Origin of the sequence: Streptomyces javensis (genome assembly GCF_039525925.1) — a bacterium.
Lineage (GTDB): Bacteria > Actinomycetota > Actinomycetes > Streptomycetales > Streptomycetaceae > Streptomyces > Streptomyces asiaticus.
Window position 1 is genome coordinate 1 of the sequence record NZ_BAAAIF010000094.1, and the last position, 16,456, is coordinate 16,456.

The 16,456-nt window shown below is 68.0% G+C and carries 15 protein-coding genes; 10 read left to right on the forward strand and 5 right to left on the reverse strand.

Features of this window, described 5'->3' with window-relative positions:
• Positions 1-165: 165 nt before the first annotated feature.
• The 3 genes from ABD329_RS43415 to ABD329_RS43425 all read left to right on the forward strand — a co-directional run bounded on the left by ABD329_RS43415 (position 166) and on the right by ABD329_RS43425 (position 3,684).
• Positions 166-780, forward strand: coding sequence for a TetR/AcrR family transcriptional regulator (locus ABD329_RS43415; protein WP_198279657.1), 615 nt, complete (start codon positions 166-168; stop codon positions 778-780).
• A gap of 41 nt (positions 781-821) precedes the next feature.
• Positions 822-2,030, forward strand: coding sequence for an acyltransferase family protein (locus tag ABD329_RS43420; RefSeq protein ID WP_198279658.1), 1,209 nt, complete (start codon positions 822-824; stop codon positions 2,028-2,030).
• Positions 2,031-2,616: 586 nt separating this feature from the next.
• A complete protein-coding gene (locus ABD329_RS43425) occupies positions 2,617-3,684 on the forward strand; it encodes a NucA/NucB deoxyribonuclease domain-containing protein (RefSeq protein ID WP_309142844.1) in 1,068 nt (355 codons plus the stop codon).
• Between the two features lie 56 nt (positions 3,685-3,740).
• Here the strand turns inward: ABD329_RS43425 and ABD329_RS43430 are convergent, their stop codons facing one another.
• Positions 3,741-4,214 carry a hypothetical protein gene (locus tag ABD329_RS43430; protein ID WP_198279659.1) on the reverse strand — a complete coding sequence of 158 codons (474 nt, stop codon included), beginning with the start codon at positions 4,212-4,214 and terminating at the stop codon, positions 3,741-3,743.
• Positions 4,215-5,170: 956 nt separating this feature from the next.
• On the opposite strand from ABD329_RS43430, the gene ABD329_RS43435 reads away from it, so the two are divergent.
• Positions 5,171-5,458, forward strand: coding sequence for a hypothetical protein (locus ABD329_RS43435; protein WP_246618811.1), 288 nt, complete (start codon positions 5,171-5,173; stop codon positions 5,456-5,458).
• Positions 5,459-5,772: 314 nt separating this feature from the next.
• Here the strand turns inward: ABD329_RS43435 and ABD329_RS43440 are convergent, their stop codons facing one another.
• Positions 5,773-6,003, reverse strand: a complete 231-nt coding sequence (locus ABD329_RS43440) for a hypothetical protein (protein ID WP_198279660.1) — start codon at positions 6,001-6,003, stop codon at positions 5,773-5,775.
• 202 nt (positions 6,004-6,205) lie between these two features.
• Here ABD329_RS43440 and ABD329_RS43445 point away from each other — a divergent pair, with 202 nt between their 5' ends.
• From ABD329_RS43445 to ABD329_RS43455, 3 genes are all read left to right on the forward strand, one after another.
• The gene (locus ABD329_RS43445) at positions 6,206-6,895 is read left to right on the forward strand and encodes an HNH endonuclease family protein (protein WP_198279661.1); all 690 of its coding nucleotides are present in this window, start codon (positions 6,206-6,208) and stop codon (positions 6,893-6,895) included.
• A 158-nt stretch (positions 6,896-7,053) separates the two neighbouring features.
• Positions 7,054-8,091 (forward strand): type IV toxin-antitoxin system AbiEi family antitoxin domain-containing protein, encoded by a 1,038-nt coding sequence (locus tag ABD329_RS43450; RefSeq protein WP_198279662.1) that lies wholly within the window; start codon positions 7,054-7,056, stop codon positions 8,089-8,091.
• Between the two features lie 41 nt (positions 8,092-8,132).
• Positions 8,133-9,050: a nucleotidyl transferase AbiEii/AbiGii toxin family protein gene (locus ABD329_RS43455; RefSeq protein WP_309142845.1), complete on the forward strand. Its 918-nt coding sequence runs from the start codon at positions 8,133-8,135 to the stop codon at positions 9,048-9,050.
• A gap of 29 nt (positions 9,051-9,079) precedes the next feature.
• Here the strand turns inward: ABD329_RS43455 and ABD329_RS43460 are convergent, their stop codons facing one another.
• Positions 9,080-11,758: an ATP/GTP-binding protein gene (locus tag ABD329_RS43460; RefSeq protein WP_344317898.1), complete on the reverse strand. Its 2,679-nt coding sequence runs from the start codon at positions 11,756-11,758 to the stop codon at positions 9,080-9,082.
• Between the two features lie 171 nt (positions 11,759-11,929).
• Here ABD329_RS43460 and ABD329_RS43465 point away from each other — a divergent pair, with 171 nt between their 5' ends.
• The gene (locus ABD329_RS43465) at positions 11,930-12,244 is read left to right on the forward strand and encodes a hypothetical protein (RefSeq protein ID WP_246618408.1); all 315 of its coding nucleotides are present in this window, start codon (positions 11,930-11,932) and stop codon (positions 12,242-12,244) included.
• Here ABD329_RS43465 and ABD329_RS43470 read toward each other — a convergent pair.
• Positions 12,241-14,058 carry a zeta toxin family protein gene (locus ABD329_RS43470; protein WP_198276864.1) on the reverse strand — a complete coding sequence of 606 codons (1,818 nt, stop codon included), beginning with the start codon at positions 14,056-14,058 and terminating at the stop codon, positions 12,241-12,243. The two genes, ABD329_RS43465 and ABD329_RS43470, sit on opposite strands and share 4 nt — an antisense overlap.
• 126 nt (positions 14,059-14,184) lie before the next feature.
• Positions 14,185-14,604, reverse strand: a complete 420-nt coding sequence (locus ABD329_RS43475; protein ID WP_198276865.1) for a restriction system modified-DNA reader domain-containing protein — start codon at positions 14,602-14,604, stop codon at positions 14,185-14,187.
• Positions 14,605-15,327: 723 nt separating this feature from the next.
• Here ABD329_RS43475 and ABD329_RS43480 point away from each other — a divergent pair.
• Together ABD329_RS43480 and ABD329_RS43485 are read left to right on the forward strand one after the other, a co-directional pair.
• Positions 15,328-15,564 carry a hypothetical protein gene (locus ABD329_RS43480; protein ID WP_198276866.1) on the forward strand — a complete coding sequence of 79 codons (237 nt, stop codon included), beginning with the start codon at positions 15,328-15,330 and terminating at the stop codon, positions 15,562-15,564.
• Complete coding sequence (locus ABD329_RS43485) at positions 15,561-16,454, forward strand: SigE family RNA polymerase sigma factor (protein ID WP_198276867.1); 894 nt, start codon at positions 15,561-15,563, stop codon at positions 16,452-16,454. Before ABD329_RS43480 ends, ABD329_RS43485 begins: the two co-directional genes overlap by 4 nt.
• The last annotated feature ends 2 nt before the right edge of the window (positions 16,455-16,456 follow it).

Genomic DNA, 16,456 nt, shown 5'->3' on the forward strand with positions numbered 1-16,456 from the left:
CAGGTACCAAACGCATCAGCAATCTCCGCACCACCACAACCCCGTGCCGCGAAAATTAGCAGATACCAGTGCATTCAAGGTGAAAACGACCTCTAAGAAGCTGTGTCTGAACGTCCTGTTGAGCAGTTCCCGTTCTGCTGGTGGGCTCGTGATTACGCTGCGGGCATGAGGGCGGTGGAGAAGAGTGATCTGACAGGGCGGGCGCGGTTGCGCGAGGCTGCGCTGGAACTGTTTGCCGAACGAGGGTTCGAGGCAACGTCGACGCGAGCGGTGGCAGCGGCTGCGGGGCTGTCGCCGGCGTTGGTAACCCGGCACTTCGGGTCGAAGGAGGGACTGCGCGCCGCGGTCGATGAGTACGTGCTGGAGCGGATCGGCAAGGAGCTGTCCGAGGTGGATCCGGATGCCGGGCTTATGGAGTCGCTCGGCGAGGTGTCGGCCCGGCTGTTTGGAGAGGACCTGGTGCTGCGGGGCTACCTGCGGCATGTCCTGCTGGAGGACAGCGCGGCAAGTTCGGACCTGTTCGGGCGGCTGTTGAGCGGTGCCCGGGCGGAGCTGGGGCGGTTGTCTGCGGCGTATGGCAAGCAGACACCGAACAGCGAGTGGGCGCCGTTTCAGGTGCTGTGCCTGGTCCTTGGGCCGCTGCTGCTGGAGCGGGTGATGCAGCCTCACTGTGATGAGCCGATGTTCGATCCGGCGGTGCTGGCGCAACGCAGCCTGGCCAATCAACGCCTGCTCTTGCAGGGACTGTACGGATACCTGGAGGACGGGACGGGGGGATAGCCCCAGTGCAGAGGTGTACATGTGTTGAGCATCCTGAACGCATGTACACACTCGACTCTGGTACATCCCCTTCTGCAGTGCGCCCCGACCGCCGTCTGGACTGGCTCGACAACTTACGGATCGCGCTGACGGTCCTGGTCGTGGTCCACCACGCTGCCCAGCCCTACGGGCCGGACGACTGGTGGTACGTCGAGGGACAGCCGCGCACCCCGGGCCTGGCCACGCTGTCCGCGGTCGACGGGGCGTTCTTCATGAGTCTGTTCTTCTTCGTCTCCGCAGCGTTCGTGCCCAGCTCGTACCACCGGCGCGGAGGCTGGCGTTTTCTGAAGAGCCGCCTGGTCAGGCTTGGTATCCCGGTGGTGGTCGGCGCGCTGACGATCGTGCCCGGCCTGATGTACACGTACTACGTTCACTACCGCGGTTACCCGCCCCTCTCCTTCCCGCGTTACTTCCGGGACGTCTACCTCGGCCTGGCGGAGAAGCCAGCGGGCTGGACGGGGCCTTCCTGGCCGGACCTGCAGTTCGGGCACCTGTGGTTCATCCAGAACCTGCTCGCCTACACCGTGCTCTACGTCATCTGCAGCCGGGCAGGCCGGCTGCTGCGGCGCCACCGACGCGACGAGCCGGTGCGTGGTGAGCGCCCCGCGCCGGGGCACGGGGCGCTGCTGTGGCTGACGACAGCGATCACGGCCGCGACCTTTCTCATACGGCTGAAGTACCCGCTGGACAAGTGGATCCCGGTGCTGGACTTCCTGCAGGTCGAGCCCGCCCGAGTACCGCAGTACGCGGCCTTTTTCACCCTCGGCGTGCTCGCACACCGTCACCACTGGTTGGAGAGGTTCGATGCCCGTATCGGATGGGTGTGGCTGGGCGTCGGGCTGGCGGCAGTCGCCTCGCTTTTCGCGACGGGAGCGGACTCCAGCTGGTTCGCCCCGGGGGGATTCAACGGGCCGGCCTTCGCCTGGGCGGCCTACGACAGCGCCTTGTGCGTGTCCCTGTGCGTCGGACTGCTCACTCTGTTCCGTGAGACGGTCACCAGTACAAGCCGCTTCTCCAAGGAACTGGCAGCGGATTCGTACGGCGTGTACATCCTTCATGTGCCGCTGGTGGTGACCGTGCAGAAGTACCTGGCGGGCCGCGACCTGTCCGCGATCGGTGCATGGGCCACGTCCAGCGTGCTCGCCACCGGGACCGCCTTCGCGCTCGCTGCCGGACTGCGCCGCTTGCCTGGTGTCCGCCGGGTTCTATGAGCTAGTCCAGGTCGGCAGTTTTGGTTCTGATCAGGTCGCGCAGGCCGGCCCGGACCACTGGGTTTGGTCTGCAGATGTCAACGCTCCCCCGGCATGGGCGATTCGGACTCGCTCAGGCATCAATTGTCCGAAACCATAATATTTTTTACGTGTGTGTGGTGAAAGTGTGGGCGTCCCGGATCTCTTCAGGCGTCCCGGGGTGCCGTTGTCCCGTGCCGCGCCGGGCGAGTTCATGCGGCGGCGAAACCCGCAGCACTACGCCGGTACGCGGCCCGATCAGTTGAGTGAGGTTATGAGATTCACGCTACGCCGGACCGTCACGTTCCCCGGAGCGGTCGCCCTTCTTACAGCCGCGGCGCTTCTGCCGCTGGCATCGCCGTCCGCGGCAGCATCCGGCGATGACCTCGGAATACACACGAGTGTCCTGCCGGTGGGAACACGCCTTCCCTCCCTCGCCGAGTTACGTCAGCCAGGAGGCACCCTGCGCCTTCCTGCTGGCAGGGAGGCGTTCACCGGTGCTCAACGGGCTCCGGAAGTAGTCGGCCCGGCGGCCACCTACGGGCGAGCCGTCGGCCAGCGTTCCGCGGTGGCGGATCCGCCGGTGAGTTATCCGGAACCGGCCCGCACGATGACACCGAAGGAGTGCATCAAGGGCCTGGGGACGAACAAGAGATTCTTCTTCAAGTCGCGCTTCGCCTCATGCTCGGGCGCGGTGTTCTTCACTGTGTGGTCGAAGAACGGGCGCCCCGTGGGCGAGACGCAGTTCGTGTATCTGTCGGTCGGGACGATCGCCAAGGACAGCCGCGATGTCCGCATTACGCAGTACTTCACGGAGATGAAGAAGACCGGCCAGGTCGAGACGTCCGCCCTGATGATCAAGCCGTCGGTGAAGATACCCCAGGTGTGGCCGGCCGCGGCGAATGTGAAACAGACCGGCACCGTACCTGGCGCGCGGAGCTTCGACACTATCGCTGCCCAGCAGCCCGCGGGATTCACGCGTGTCCTCAACGCCGCCGCGGGGCAGGGCTCCACGCCCTCGGACGCGATCGCCGCGGTGTTCGAGGCGTCCGCCACGATCACTCCGCCTCCCGGCTACACGCCGGGCGGTGAACTGAGCGGAACGCTGTTCTTCCTCCCGCCCCGGTGGGACAAGGCCAAGTATCTCTCCAAGCCGACCCAGGGAGGAGCGGCGTTCACCTACCTTGTTCCGCTCGTCTACAGCACCAAGGCGGGCGCACCCGAAAGGGCTGTCGCCCAGCACATCAAAACCGCCTTCACCAAGCCGGGCACCACCAAGCCCGTCAACGCCAATAAGAAAGTACCGGGAGCGACCGTGCAGACGCCCCTGCGTCGGCTCTACCACGACAACGCACGGCGCAAGAAGAATCGCTCAACGGCGGTGAGCACTTGCAAGAAGGTCTTCGGCGACGACTATGCCCAGGGCGGCAAGGAGTGCGATGAGTATCCTTTCGCCACCACCTATGAGGGCTGTGCGCAGACCACATACGAGCCCTCCGCGCCGAAGAACAACTTCTCTGTCCTCCCGCTGGCGAAGAAGGACAACGGCAACGCCGGCAATCTGCTCGGCCAGTTCATGACGCTCAACCGGATCCTCGACGGCGACGACGACGGCTTTTACGTCACCATCACGTAGGTCTTCGACACATCCTCCGGGGCCCCGGGCGCGTGGTGCGCGCCCGGGGCCCTTCCTTATGCCTGGCAGGGCCAGAACTGGATGAGGTACTGCTCGGCCCCTTCGGCGATCCCCTCGTCTTCGACGATGCGGGCCACGTCCTCACGGCCCGTGCAGTAGACCCGCACATGCCAGTCCGCGCCGGGGCCGCCCAGTTCGATCTCGTCGGGAATCGGGCCGTATGCCACCGCCCAAACTTGCAAAACCCCCGTCCCTGAGTGGATGACGGTGTCGGCCTGCAGATCCCACACGCGGCCCGTGTCGGCGGGGGGCTCGCCGTCCCAGACCTGGGCCGTCATCGCGGCCGTGTGGGTGTGACCGGCACTCTCGATATCAACCCGGCCCGGGTGAGCAGTGACGAACACCCCCTCGTCCATGACACGACCCCCTGGATACGCGAGCTGGGCCGACTCGGCGTCCTGCAGACACATGCCGTAGAAATCCACTTCGGGCTCCAACTCTTGTTCTCTCAGCATTTCTGGCTCGCCCACAGAGGCACTCCTCACTCCTCAACGGCCAAAAGGACCCATCCCCCCAGCCCAGCGTCACGGCACGCAGCAACCACAGCATGCCTCACCTCGCTTCCTCCAACGGCAGTGCGGATCGCAGTACGCGTCGAAGTCGAAGGGCCCGCCCTGGAAGGGTTGGCCAGGTATCCCTTGACTTTCGAACACGGTGTCCAACGCACGGTCATTGCTCAACAGCTCATGCGACGGGTCCAGGTGGTCGATGTGCTGTCCGTCACCGTCCCTGGGACTAGCATCAACATGGCGGTGAAACACGGCTACGAGCCGCCGAGGGCCCTGGCCATGGGTGTGGCCGTCGCCAAGGTCCACGGCCTGGCGGTCGCCGAGACGGCCCGCTGGCAAGGACTGGCCGCTGTCCTGCTCAAGAGAGCATGGCAGGTGCACGACCAGCTGGGCTTACCTCCTGATGTACGGCTCGTACGAGACCAAACGCGACCCGGCCACCTTCTACACCGGATGCGGCTACACCGCGCTGGACGCCTCCAACGCATCGACATCCCCTTCGGCGTCCACGCAGATCCCACGAGTGCGTGTTCACTAGCTGGAGATCACCGCCCCCGCCGTTGCGCCCGCCGAGGCGGACCCGCGGCCAGTTTTCCCTGGTCACAGTCGTGTTAGCCGGATGTTAGCTGGGCGGCGGTGTTGCGGTAGTGGCCCTGGTCAGAGTTGTTGTCGTACCGAGCAGACCACGACACCGACCTCTCCCGGGGGACCCGAAATGCGCTCCGACACCACTGCCCATATCGCCCGCCGTCGTACTCTCCGCGTCGCCGCCGCGGTCCTGACCGCGGCCGCCGCCCTGACCCTGACGGCCTGCAACGGCCCGGACGGTGGTGACTCGAAGTCCGCGGGCCAGGCCGACACGGCCCCGGCCGGGTCGAGCGGCTCCTCGGGTTCCTCCAACGGTGCGCAGGGTTCCGATGCCAAGGCCGAGGGGGGCTCGGAGGCGGGCGCCGCGAAGGATCAGTCGGGCGGCGGGCAGGCCGCCACCGAAGGCGGCGGCAGGGCGCACGCGGGCGTCGAACGAGTTCACCCTCAACCTCGCCTTCACAGGGGAGGAAGAGGGCTTCTACCAGCCAGCCTGGGTCGAGATCACCCCACCCAACGAGACCAAGGCCCTCAAGATCGAGTGGCCCTGGGAGACCGACTCCCTCGTCGACCAGCGCAGCGCCACCCACCCCGGCACCTTCGTCAACCCCATCGGCTGACCCAGCTCACAGCCGTGCCACGAAGGTCCACTGCCCCGCTGCCCTGGTGTGTGACGGCACCGGGGCAGCGGCCTTTCCGTCCCACGGCCCACGCCCCCCTTCGGTGATCGCTGCTGGCGCCTTTCCCCCGCGCCCCGCCCAGCTCCACGTGATCGCAGCTCCCATCACCACCTCCGCCAGGGCGGTTGATCACGCAGCTTGCTACGAGCCGGCCCTGGCCGTTCGGAGGGGGGCGGGTCACCCACGTCTTCACCGTCCGCGAACTATCCGGGCCCGGAACGCACGGACCAATGCCTCCGATCAGGCGGCGAGTCTCATCGTCCGACCTCACGCCGGGCGAGCTCCTTGAGTTCCATGCGCGCGGCCGGTGTGCCCGACGGCCCACACCAGTACGGATGCGCGGCGATCTGTTTCGACAGCTGCTGCAGGCGTCGACGGTCCGTGGTGGTGCTGGCCGTCGGACCGGATTCGGCGAGTTGCCAGTACGTGCGGTACCAGGCGGTCTGCGCCTCCACGAGGTCGAGGGGGAAGTCGTGCTGGCTCATGCCTCTATTAGATCGCTTGTTCGAATATTGAGGCAACCAGACGCCCCGAGGGATGTGCAGCAGGAAGTCGGTGCGGGAGGTTTCCGGTTGATATGCCTGCGGGCTCGAGGGCAGCTGGAGCCTCCCTGCTGTGTATCCACTTCGGGGTGACGGCTCGGGGAATTGAGCGTTCGGCCTGGTGGGTCGGTCCACGGTGACGGTCATGATGATTCGTCGCTGGGCCGCTGCCGCGGCCGCCACGCTGGCAACCGTCGGCCTCGTGGGCTCCGCTCCCTCCATCTGGGCCGTACCGAGCACCCCGAGTGCTGCGTCTTCCATCGCCGGTCCCGTATCGGTGACGGAGTTCCCAGAACCGCCGACTGCTGAGGAGGCCCGGGCGGAACTAGATGATCTGACCGTCGTACCCGAGGACGATGTGCCCGGCTACAGCCGGGCGAAGTTCCCGCACTGGATCATCCAGCAGGGCACCTGCGACACCCGCGAGATCGTCCTCGTCCGGGACGGCGATCAGGTCACCCAGGACGGGCAGTGTCGGGCGACGGTCGGCAGCTGGCGCTCGGCGTACGACGGTGCGGTGCTCGACGCGGCGTCCAAGGTGGATATCGACCATGTTGTGCCGTTGAAGGAGGCATGGCGGTCCGGCGCCTCGCAGTGGACGACCGCGGATCGCCGGGCCTTCGCCAATGATCTCGCCCATTCCCAGCTCATCGCCGTCTCAGCTCGTTCCAACCGCTCCAAGGCGGACAAGGATCCCGCTGACTGGCAGCCTCCGCTGGTCGGCTACCGGTGCACTTACGGCCGTGCCTGGATCTCGGTGAAGCACGTGTACGGCCTGACCGTGGACGCGGCGGAGCGCTCGGCGCTCGGCGGCATGCTCGATACCTGCATCTGACGCCGGCATCCGTCTCGCGGACGTCCACTGGGGGCGGATCCAGTCGAGCGCGAATTTCCACGTGAAGCAGCGATAATTACATAGGTGGATCCACGAGGCGCAGAGATAGTTACGCCTATATGTAACTATCTCTGCGGTACTCGTGTAACCATGGATGCATGGACCGTGCTGAACAGTTGTCGCTGCTGGGTGGCTTTGCCGCCGACCAGTGGGGTCTGGTGACATCGGCGCAGGCCAAGGACGCAGGGTTGAACGGCGTGCAGTTGCTGCGCCTGGCCGAGGCGGGGCTGCTTGAGAGCGTCGCTCACGGCGTGTACCTCGTGGCAGCTGCCGGTGTGCCTCAGCACCTGGAGATCAAGGTCGCCTGGTTGCGCCTGCGGCCGACCGTCCCGGCCTGGGAACGTTCTGCTGACGATCCCGATTCCGGCGTGGTCTCGCATGCCTCTGCCTGTCAGCTGCACGAGCTCGGCGACATCCCGGCCCCTCAGGTGGAGATCAGCGTTCCGCGCCGACGGGTCACCAAGGACCCCTCCGTCCGTCTGCGCACCGCGATGGTCGAGACAGCTGACACCACCTTGATCGACGGGCTTCCGGTCACCACCGCCCGCAGGACCATCGTCGACTTGCTGAGCGCCAAGGCCGACGGCGGACACGTAGGTGGTGTGATCGCCGAGGCGGACCGACGCGGTCTGATCTCTATCGACGAACTGGCGGAAGCGGCAGGACCGTTCGCCCGGCGGTACGGCATGCCGCGAGGGAGCGATGGGCGAGCACTGATCGAGCATCTGGTGCTGCAGGCAGGGGAGAGCCTGCGCTCCGATCAGCTTGAACGTGCGTCGCAGGCTGGATTCAAGAGCGCCCTGCTCGGCTTGCAACAGGCGATCGAGGCGTTCTCTCAGTCTGCGGGCTTGGGTTCCGTGAATGATGCCGCACTTGCTGCGGTCGCCGACTCCCTGAAGCTGCGACCGCCGGTCTCACCTGACGTGAAGTTGCCGATGTTGATTCCGCCGGAAGTTCAGCGGAGGCTCGCGGACGCAGCGCTGCCCAGTCCCGGATTCCAGCACCTTGCCGAGAGTATTCGGAAGCTGCAGCAGGATGCGGCTGCATCCCGCCGGGATGCCAGGTCGACGCCTGATGAGGCGACCCCTGCTGCTCGCAGCTCGGAACGGGCTGACGGCGACGATCACGAGCCGTAGAGTCGACTGGGTCGAACAGCACGGATCCGGGGGCGGCGCAGGTGGGCAAATATGCCAATCCGAATGCCTTCAGGGCGGCGTTGAAGCAGGCCGCCCTGAACATGAAGAAGAAGACGGGCATGAGTGTTCCCGAGCTCATGAACGTCTTCTACTTCAATCGCCTCTCGGCCCGGGTCTTCACGGCAGACCCCGACGGCTGGCTCATCAAGGGCGGCCAGGCCCTGCTTGTGCGTTATGAGGGGGCCGCCCGGCTGAGCCGCGATATCGACCTGCAGTGCGTCTCTCCGCACCACACAGTGGAGGAGGCCGCCTCTCTCCTGAAGGAGGCGGTAGCCGTGGATCTCGGAGACTTCCTGCGGTTCGTCCCGACCAAGTTCGTCGAGCACAGCGATGAAGGCCGCGGCGGAGCACAGTCCTTCGCCGTCTACCTGGGTGCAAGGAAGGCAGCGGACATCAAGGTCGATCTCGTGGTCGGCCGGACCCTCGCCGGCCGCCCGGAGACGCGCACGCTCAAATCCGCTGTCGATCTGGAATGGCCGGTCGACTGGCCACAGGTTCGTCTCTACCCCGTCATCGATCACGTCGCCGACAAGATCTGCGCCATGTACGAACGTCATGGCCCCAAGGGCCAGCACGGCTCGAACCGATACCGCGATCTTGCTGATCTCCTGCTGATCACACAGCAGGAGACCATCGAGGGCCAGGAGGCACACCAAGCCCTCCACCGCGAAGCGGACAGGCGCCGCGCTCTGGGACTGAGCGTGGCCTTACCCGAAGCGTTTGAGTCCCCCGGTCCTGACTGGCCCACGCGATACCCGGAGCAGGCGTCCTTGGTCCTGGGGCTGGTCGGTTGCCACACCTTCCCGGAAGCGGCTCAGGCAGCGGCGTCCTTCGTCGACCCGCTGTTCGACGGCTCGGTGAGGGGGACCTGGAATCCGCAGGTTGCGGCGTGGTGCTGAAGCCCTGGGTGCGCCGGGGCGGCGGCGCTCTACTGGCGGGTGCGTAGGTGATCGTGTCGGTCTGTGACCAAGGCGCGCCACCGCTGACGTGTGGAGTCTTGGCTGTCAAGCCAGCGTGCCGGTGACGGAGTGTCGAGGGGGAGTCCGGCCATGAAGTGGGCGATGTCGAGGTAGTAGGCGTAGTCGCCGTTGCTGCCGCGGGTGAGTTCGCGCAGCCGCGAGATCGTGGCGAGCAGGTCCTCGCGTGTGCCGCGGACCGCGTGGTGGAAGGCCATGGCCAGCTCGAGGGTGGCGGCCGTAGAGGTCAGCCCGGCGACGCTGATTTCGGTGCGGAGGATGCTGGCACGGTCCTCGAGGTCGGTGGAGGTTCCGGCATCGCGGAGAAGCGTGGCGATCTGGACGGTGAGGCCGGTGGCGCGCAGGTCGAGCCCGGCCAGCAGATGCTGGGCGAGTTCTAGTTCGTCGTCGGCGAGGTCGGGGTTGGTGAAGGCGAGGACGAAGCCCCGCTGGGCCTGGCAGGTGGCCCGCTCCCCGGCAATGCCGTGGTCTTCGGCTTCGCGGCGGGCGGCAGCGTACGCGGCGGCCGCGCGTTCCATGTCGCCCTGGACCCACCACACGTCGCCCATCACGCGGTGGTGGCGGCCGGCCCAGCCGAGGGTGCGGGCGGTGTCCATGGCGGTGGGGAAGTCGCCGGCGAGGCGGGCGAGGTGGGCGAGGCCGCGGCGGGCGGCGGGGGCGAGGCGGCCGCCGCCGTCGGCGACGAGCTGCATGCCGCGGCGGGAGTCGTCGGTGCGGCCGAGGTCGCGTTGGGCCTTGGCCCGGTAGTAGAGGGCCATCTCGCGCAGGTCGGTGGGCAGCAGGCCGGTGTCGACGACGGTGGTGAGCCGGTCGACGGTGCACTCGCGGTGCTCGTGCTGGCGGCGGCCGAGCGCGCTGAGGGTTTCGACCAGGGCGTCGGCCGGGGTCTCCAGCCCGGCGGCCGCCGCATTGTGTGGTGCGGGTGGGTCGAGCGGTTCCCAGATCGAGTCGCTGACGTAGGACCAGGCCGCGTCCCTGAGCCAGCCGAGCTCGAGACGGTGGTCGCGGGCGAGGCGCAGGCCCTGGCGCAGGCAACCGATGAGCAGGAGCCGGTTCCGGGTGGGGCTGGTGTTCCACTGCTCGCCGAGAGCGTCGAGGGCTCGCTGGGCGGCGTGGGCCCAGTCGCATGGTGACCAGCGGTCGTCGGTGCGGTCATCCGCGGTGCGGATGGTGGAGCGGATCAGCCCGTGCAGGTGGAACGGCCACAAACTGAAGGGGTCTTCGCTGACGAACGGCCTCTCGGCCAGCCGCGCGGCCAACGCCTCGTGGGTCATGCCTGCGGCCCGGGTCGCGAGCGCCACGTCGAAGGCGTCCAGCAGGGCGACCGAGCGCAGGACATGCCGTTCGTCGGGGGTGAGGTCGGACAGGGTGCGGGCGATCAGGGCCGGGAAGTCCTGGTCGAAGTCGTCCGGGCTGGGGGTGTGGCCCGAGCGGCGGAGTTCCAGGAACCGCATCACCGACAGGTCTAGGTAGAGGGGCAGGCCGTGCGAGCGGCGGGTGATGACTTCGCGCACACGCGGGCCGATGAGGGGCTGGCCGTCGCGGGAGAGGCGATGGGCGAGGTAGTCGTCGCAGTCCTCGGGGGAGAAGTCGCCGATCAGCACCTGCCGCCTGCTGCCTGTGGGTGAGGTGGTGCGGGCTGCTGGGATGTCGTGGGCGACGAGGCCGGGCCAGGCTGCGGGGCCGGTGAAGTCGAGCTGGCCCTGAAGGGCTTCGTCGCCCCATTGCAGGCGGGAGCGGCCGGTGATGACGAAGAAGGCGTTCGGCATCAGCCACACCACCCGCTGGATGAGGCGTTCGAGGTCGCGGTGGGTGCGGTCGCCGGTGTCTTCGAAGGTGTCCAGCAGGATTACCGGTGTCACGGCCTTGTCCGGTGGGAGCTGGGCGAGCTCCCAGGCCAGGAGATGCGGATAGTAGGAGAGCGCATCGAGGTCGGGTTCGGCCTCCAGGAGGTCGGCCAGCCGGGTGCATCCGGCGAGCGCGTGGACGGTCTGCCGGCGCTCGCGCAGGGCCCCCACCAGGGCGCCGGTCACCTGGCCGATCGCCGAGCCGACGGTGCCGGGCAGCAGTAGCGCCTGGGCGACATCCGACAGCGCGGACTGCATCTGTTGCTGTCCGGCCCTGCCGAACCGTGACAGGCCGCCCCGGCGCAGGTACTCCTCCAGCGGCTCCCCGGGGTGGTTGTGCTCCCAGTAGCGGCGCAGGGCGATGTCGAAGGCGGGCAGCGGGCGGCCGAGCTCGGCGAGAGCGAGGCGGATGGTGAGCACGATCTGCTCGAAGTCGGTGCCGGCCGAGCGGGCGAGGTCGATCCGTACCGGCCAGATCCGTTCGCCCGGCCAGGCGGGCTGGCCCCATTGCGTGGGGCGGTGCTCGGCGCCGGTGAGGGCGGCCTCCAGTTTGCGAGACAGGGTGGTTTTGCCGATGCCGCCGACACCGTGGAAGACGAGCACGTTGGTGCGGGGCGCTTCGAGGTCTTCGACGTCGAAGGCCGGGGCGGCGGTGTGCCGCAGGTGCTCGCCCAGCGCGGCGGTGGCCGCTTCCCACTGCAGCTGCCGGTTCGTGAACGCCTCGGCCGCCGCCACCGTGCGGTCGTTCGAGCTGAAGAGCGCCCTGAGATCACCTGCCACCATCAACCCCCCCGAAACGATCAACTCGCCCCAACCTAACCCGCGATGCCACCTTGCCGCACAGGCCGAACGGGCCGCTGGCCCCTTCCCGGCCACACCCCAGGCAGCTGCCGGTTCCGGGCAGCGGGCGGTTCGCCTTGTCGGGTGGTTTCCGCGCAGATGACAATGACCGGATTGCCCAGCACCGATACCAAGGCGGTCCCCGTGCACGACCCTGCCGAACCCGCAGGCGCCTCCAACGAACCGATGCCCCCAGCCAGCTACGAGGCCACGCTGGAGCGGGTGAAACGCGTAATCGCCTGGTACAACGAGCAGATCTTCACAGAGAGCAGGGCCGCCGTCCCCGATGAGGAGCGCCTGGAGCGGCTGAGGACGCAGCGGCAGAGATGCGTGGAAGACCAGCACGCGCTCGAGGACGCCGAACCGCAGGAGGTGTCCCGGATCGCGGCCGCCTACGACGCGCGCTTCAAGGAACTCACCGAGCCCTAGCCCAGCCCCATCGGCCGTGCCGGGAGCGCTGTCGGCGCGGCGGGCTGGGTGATCCTCCGCGGCCGCCACCGATCAGGCATCAAGGGCTGGGCCAGCTGCGCGATGTCCAACAACTCGGCGCGGTACTGCGGCAGCGCGGCCCGCAGCCGCCGATGCATCGCGAAGAACTCGGCGGCTTCCTGCGGCGTGTACGGCCGCTGCTGCTCGGCCGCCAGGGCCCGCGCGGCGCCCGGCGCACGATGCCATCGCCCCTCGGCGGTGAGCTCGTTGTGATAGGCAGCGGTTCCGTCCCGCCGCATGACCACGATGGAATCGACCAGGGCGTCGGCTTCCGCGTGCCGGACTGCCTCGACGACTGCGCGGAAGCACGCGTCGTGCCCGGCAGCGGTGGTGAACCGGGCCGGACCGCCGTCCGCGCTCACCTCGGCGTAGCGGGCGGCCGTGCCCTGGCGGCTGTCCGCCGCTCGCACGCCCAGCACTACCATCTTGGCCCGATAGCGGTCCCGGCGGGCCGCGGCCACGCTGGCGACGAACTGGTCGACGCTCCCCGGCGCGATCTCGATGACCATGTCGCCGCGTCGCGCACGGACATGCGCCTCGGCCATGGCCTGCCAGGCCCGGTAGTCGGAGCGGATCCGAGCGCCCGCGGTCCTCGGCGATTCCTGAAGCAGTCGCAGGTAGTCCGGGTGGGAGACCTTGTAGTCCTCACCCACGATCCGGGTAGGTCTGCGGCCCCGCAGGGCACGCTGGACCAACCGCGCCGTCCGCGTCTTCCCCGCCCCCGGCTGGCCCATCACATACACCACCACCGGCTGCTCCTGCGGGGCGATGCGGCTCAGGTAGGACGGCACGATCAGCTCGTCAAAGATCCACTGGTGCTCGGCGGCAGACAAGCGGTAGTAGTCCACACCGGGCGGCTGCGCGGTGGCCTGGGCGATCCGCCGCACCGGTTCGGCCAGGGCGGCCGCACGCTCGGTGTCCCGCTGGACGGCCAGGCGCTTGTCGGCGGGCAGAGCCTCGCGGTGCAGGCGCTGATCGGTCTGGGCGAGATCCCGACGGAATACGACTGTCTCCTGCGCCGTCCACGGCCGCGAGCGCCCGGCGAGAACCGCCTTGTCGGCTGCTGCGGGACGGCGCCATGCTCCGTCGGTGAGTTCGTTGTCGTAGAGCACCTCGCCGTCGCGCCGAAGGACGGTGATCCGGTCGGCCAGACGTTCGGCTTCGATGGCGGCCAGGGTCGGCGGCAGCCGCTTCGCGCAGGTGTCGTGATTCTCCCAGGACACATACCGCCCACCGCCCTCCAGGGCCTCGGTGAGGAAGCGCTTGAGGATCCCCAGCTGGTCGAGGGCTTGTGGGGTGGCCAGGACGATGACCTCGATACGGGAGCCGGTCTTGCGGTAGGCGGCGGAGGCTGTACGGAACTCGGCGGCATCGGTGAGAGCTGTCTCCACCACCGCATCGAACTGGTTGACGCGGACGTGCGCTTCGACCGCTTCCTGCCAACGGCTCGTGTCCGGCCGGACTTTCACACCGGCCGTCCGGACGTCCTGGTCCAGGAGTTTGGCGTAGTGACGGTGCGCGGCCTTGTACAGGTCCCGGCCGATTCGGACGGCGCCGCCGCGGCGGTTCAGTACCGCGTGCACCAGGTCGGCGAGGGTGGTCTTGCCGCTGCCGGGAGGACCCGCGACGAACACGGTGACCGGCCGGTCCTGGCGGGCGGCGTTCTTCGTCCACACCGGCAGGACGCGGCCTTCCAGAACCTCGCGGTTTTCCTCACCGGACAGGACGACCGGCTCAACGTGCCTCTCGCTCACCGGCTCTCCCGGGCGGTCACATGGTCTCCTGATCGCACTTCAGTTCGTGCTCGGTGCATGTACGACATCCGCCAGACGGGCTGTGCTGGGCGCTTGGCGCATCCGGCACAGCGTGGCCTGACGCGGCTACTGCTGGTTCTGGCGCCTGAGTTCCCGGCGGAGGTCGTCCAGGGTGGTCCGTCCGTCGGGCAGCTGCCACAGTGTCCAGCCGTTGATCACGTTGCCGGTCACTGCTTCCGCGGCCTTGGAGGGCGACGCGAAAGGTGACGCGTGGCCGTCGACGATGAGCTGGCCCTCGGCGGTTACGACCGCGCGTCCCGAGCGGTTGGCGCGGCGCTGATGGAAGGTCAGAACGGTGCCGACTTCGAGCATGCCCGCCTGAAGGAGTTCGGCGAGCGGACCGTGCGGGACCACGTGCGGGGGCGGGGTGGTGGCGGCACCGTCGCCACCACCGAGGGAGAGCGTGACGTGGACGGTGTCGTCTCCACTCGCACTGGTCAGGTGGGCCAGTACGGCGGGGTCGAAATGGATGCTGAGCGTGGGCATGGGGCCTCCAGGCGGTCGATCCTGACAGTGATCACTTATATCACCTTCGCTTGCCAGCAATAAAGGAGTGCTGATTTCATCTTCGACACTCAGCTCTACAGAAGACTGCATAGATCGTCTGAGGACGGCTGGGACAACGACGCTGCCGCAGGCTGACGGTGACGGCCCCTGCTGTGCGGATGGATGGTCACCGTCAGCGCGGTCGAGGTCGCCCAGTTGGTGGGCGCGGGCCAGGCGCAGGCCTTGTCGAACCGTGGTTGGCGCTGAGGCGGAAGCCGCTGCTGCGGTGATGTCCGCGGCTGGGCTTGCGGTGTGCTTAGCGGGGAGCTCCCGCCCGGCACGGGGAGCTGGGCGGGAGCGGTGCGGTCCCCTCCGGTTGTTCTTCAGCACAAGGGGACAGCGTGGCCTTCCAGACGGGAAGGTCCGACGCCAGGCAGGCGTCTGTCTTCCATGGTGCGCCCTGCCCGCGGTGTCGCGGGGAGAAGTACGTTTCCGCCGTCAAAAGCGATAGTGGATCCGCCTTTTGACCTCGTGAGCGACGGTGATGACGTAATGCGCATGCCTGGTGATGCCTTTGGCCTCGGTGGCATTGTTCCGTAACTCCATGATCACGTTGAGTGCTGGATGGTCGGCGGACCATGCTGGCACCCAACTCCTCCAAGGCGCGTCAGCACCGCCGCGGAAGGGGCCTGACAGACGCTTCGAGTTCAGGGAAATGGTGCGATGTCCAGAAAGCAGGTGTTGACCGTTGCCGTGCTGGTGGCGGTCTTCGCGTGGAGCACGGTGATGACCGTGCTGGGTCAGCTCGCGGCCGTGGCCGCGCTGCTGCCCTCGCTCGGGCTGCTCGTGCAGCAGATCGTCACCGCGCTGGGCGGTATGGAGACGCGGCCGGACGCCGCCGTGGCCCCCTCGCCGGCCGCTGCGGCTGGTGCGGCTGGGCGTGAGGAGTCGCCTCGATGACACCGTCCTTCACACCAGAGCAGTCCGACGGGGAGCCGCCCAGTAGGCGCGGCCGCAAGCCGGAGTCGATCTGGGAGAAGGTGGGCGCCTCCCACCGCGCATGGCTGGAACCGGTCCGCAGCCGGCTCTTCGCCAGCGGCCTCACCCTCGACGACCTCGTCAACCGCTCCGGATACTCCAAGACCCGCATCTCCGAACTGCTGCGCGGCAAGGGCTACTACCCCGGCTGGCAGATCACCTACAGCGTGATCTGTTCCCTGGACATCCCCATCCTCCCGCTGCGCCGACTATGGACGGCGGCCGCCCGCGAAGCGCACAAGGACACCGCCTGGATCGAAAACCGCATACACGAGGTCCAGCCGTTGCAGCCGGAGCAGCCGCCCCTGGCCCACCAGGGCTTCACCGAAGCCATCCGCCAGCCCTACACCGACTACGCCCGCGCCTTCCTCCAGACCGACCGGCGTGCCCGGTGGGTCGTCGCGGAAGTCTTCGACATCCTCTGGCTCGGCTGGGACGAGGCCACCGCCAGCCCCGATGTGCGCCGCCACGCCTGGCGCCTGCTGCGCTCCCGCGTCATGCTGCGCGCTCACCACCACCCCGACGGACACCCCGACCTGCGCGCCGCGGCGTTCTCCACCGTCACCCAGAGCCAGACCGACGACCTCGCCGCCCGCTTCGCCCAGATCGGCGAGCAGGCGGACTTCTTCGACGCCATCGCCCGCCTGCCCCATGACCAGCTCGACGTCACCGTCCTGCGCTACCTGTGCGGCATCAGCGAGGACACCATCCCCGCCGTTGTCGGCCTGTCCCCGGCCATCACCCGTGCCATGGACCACCACGCCCGAGGGGCCCTGGAACGCATCTACCACCGTCACGAGAACCCGGAGTGATC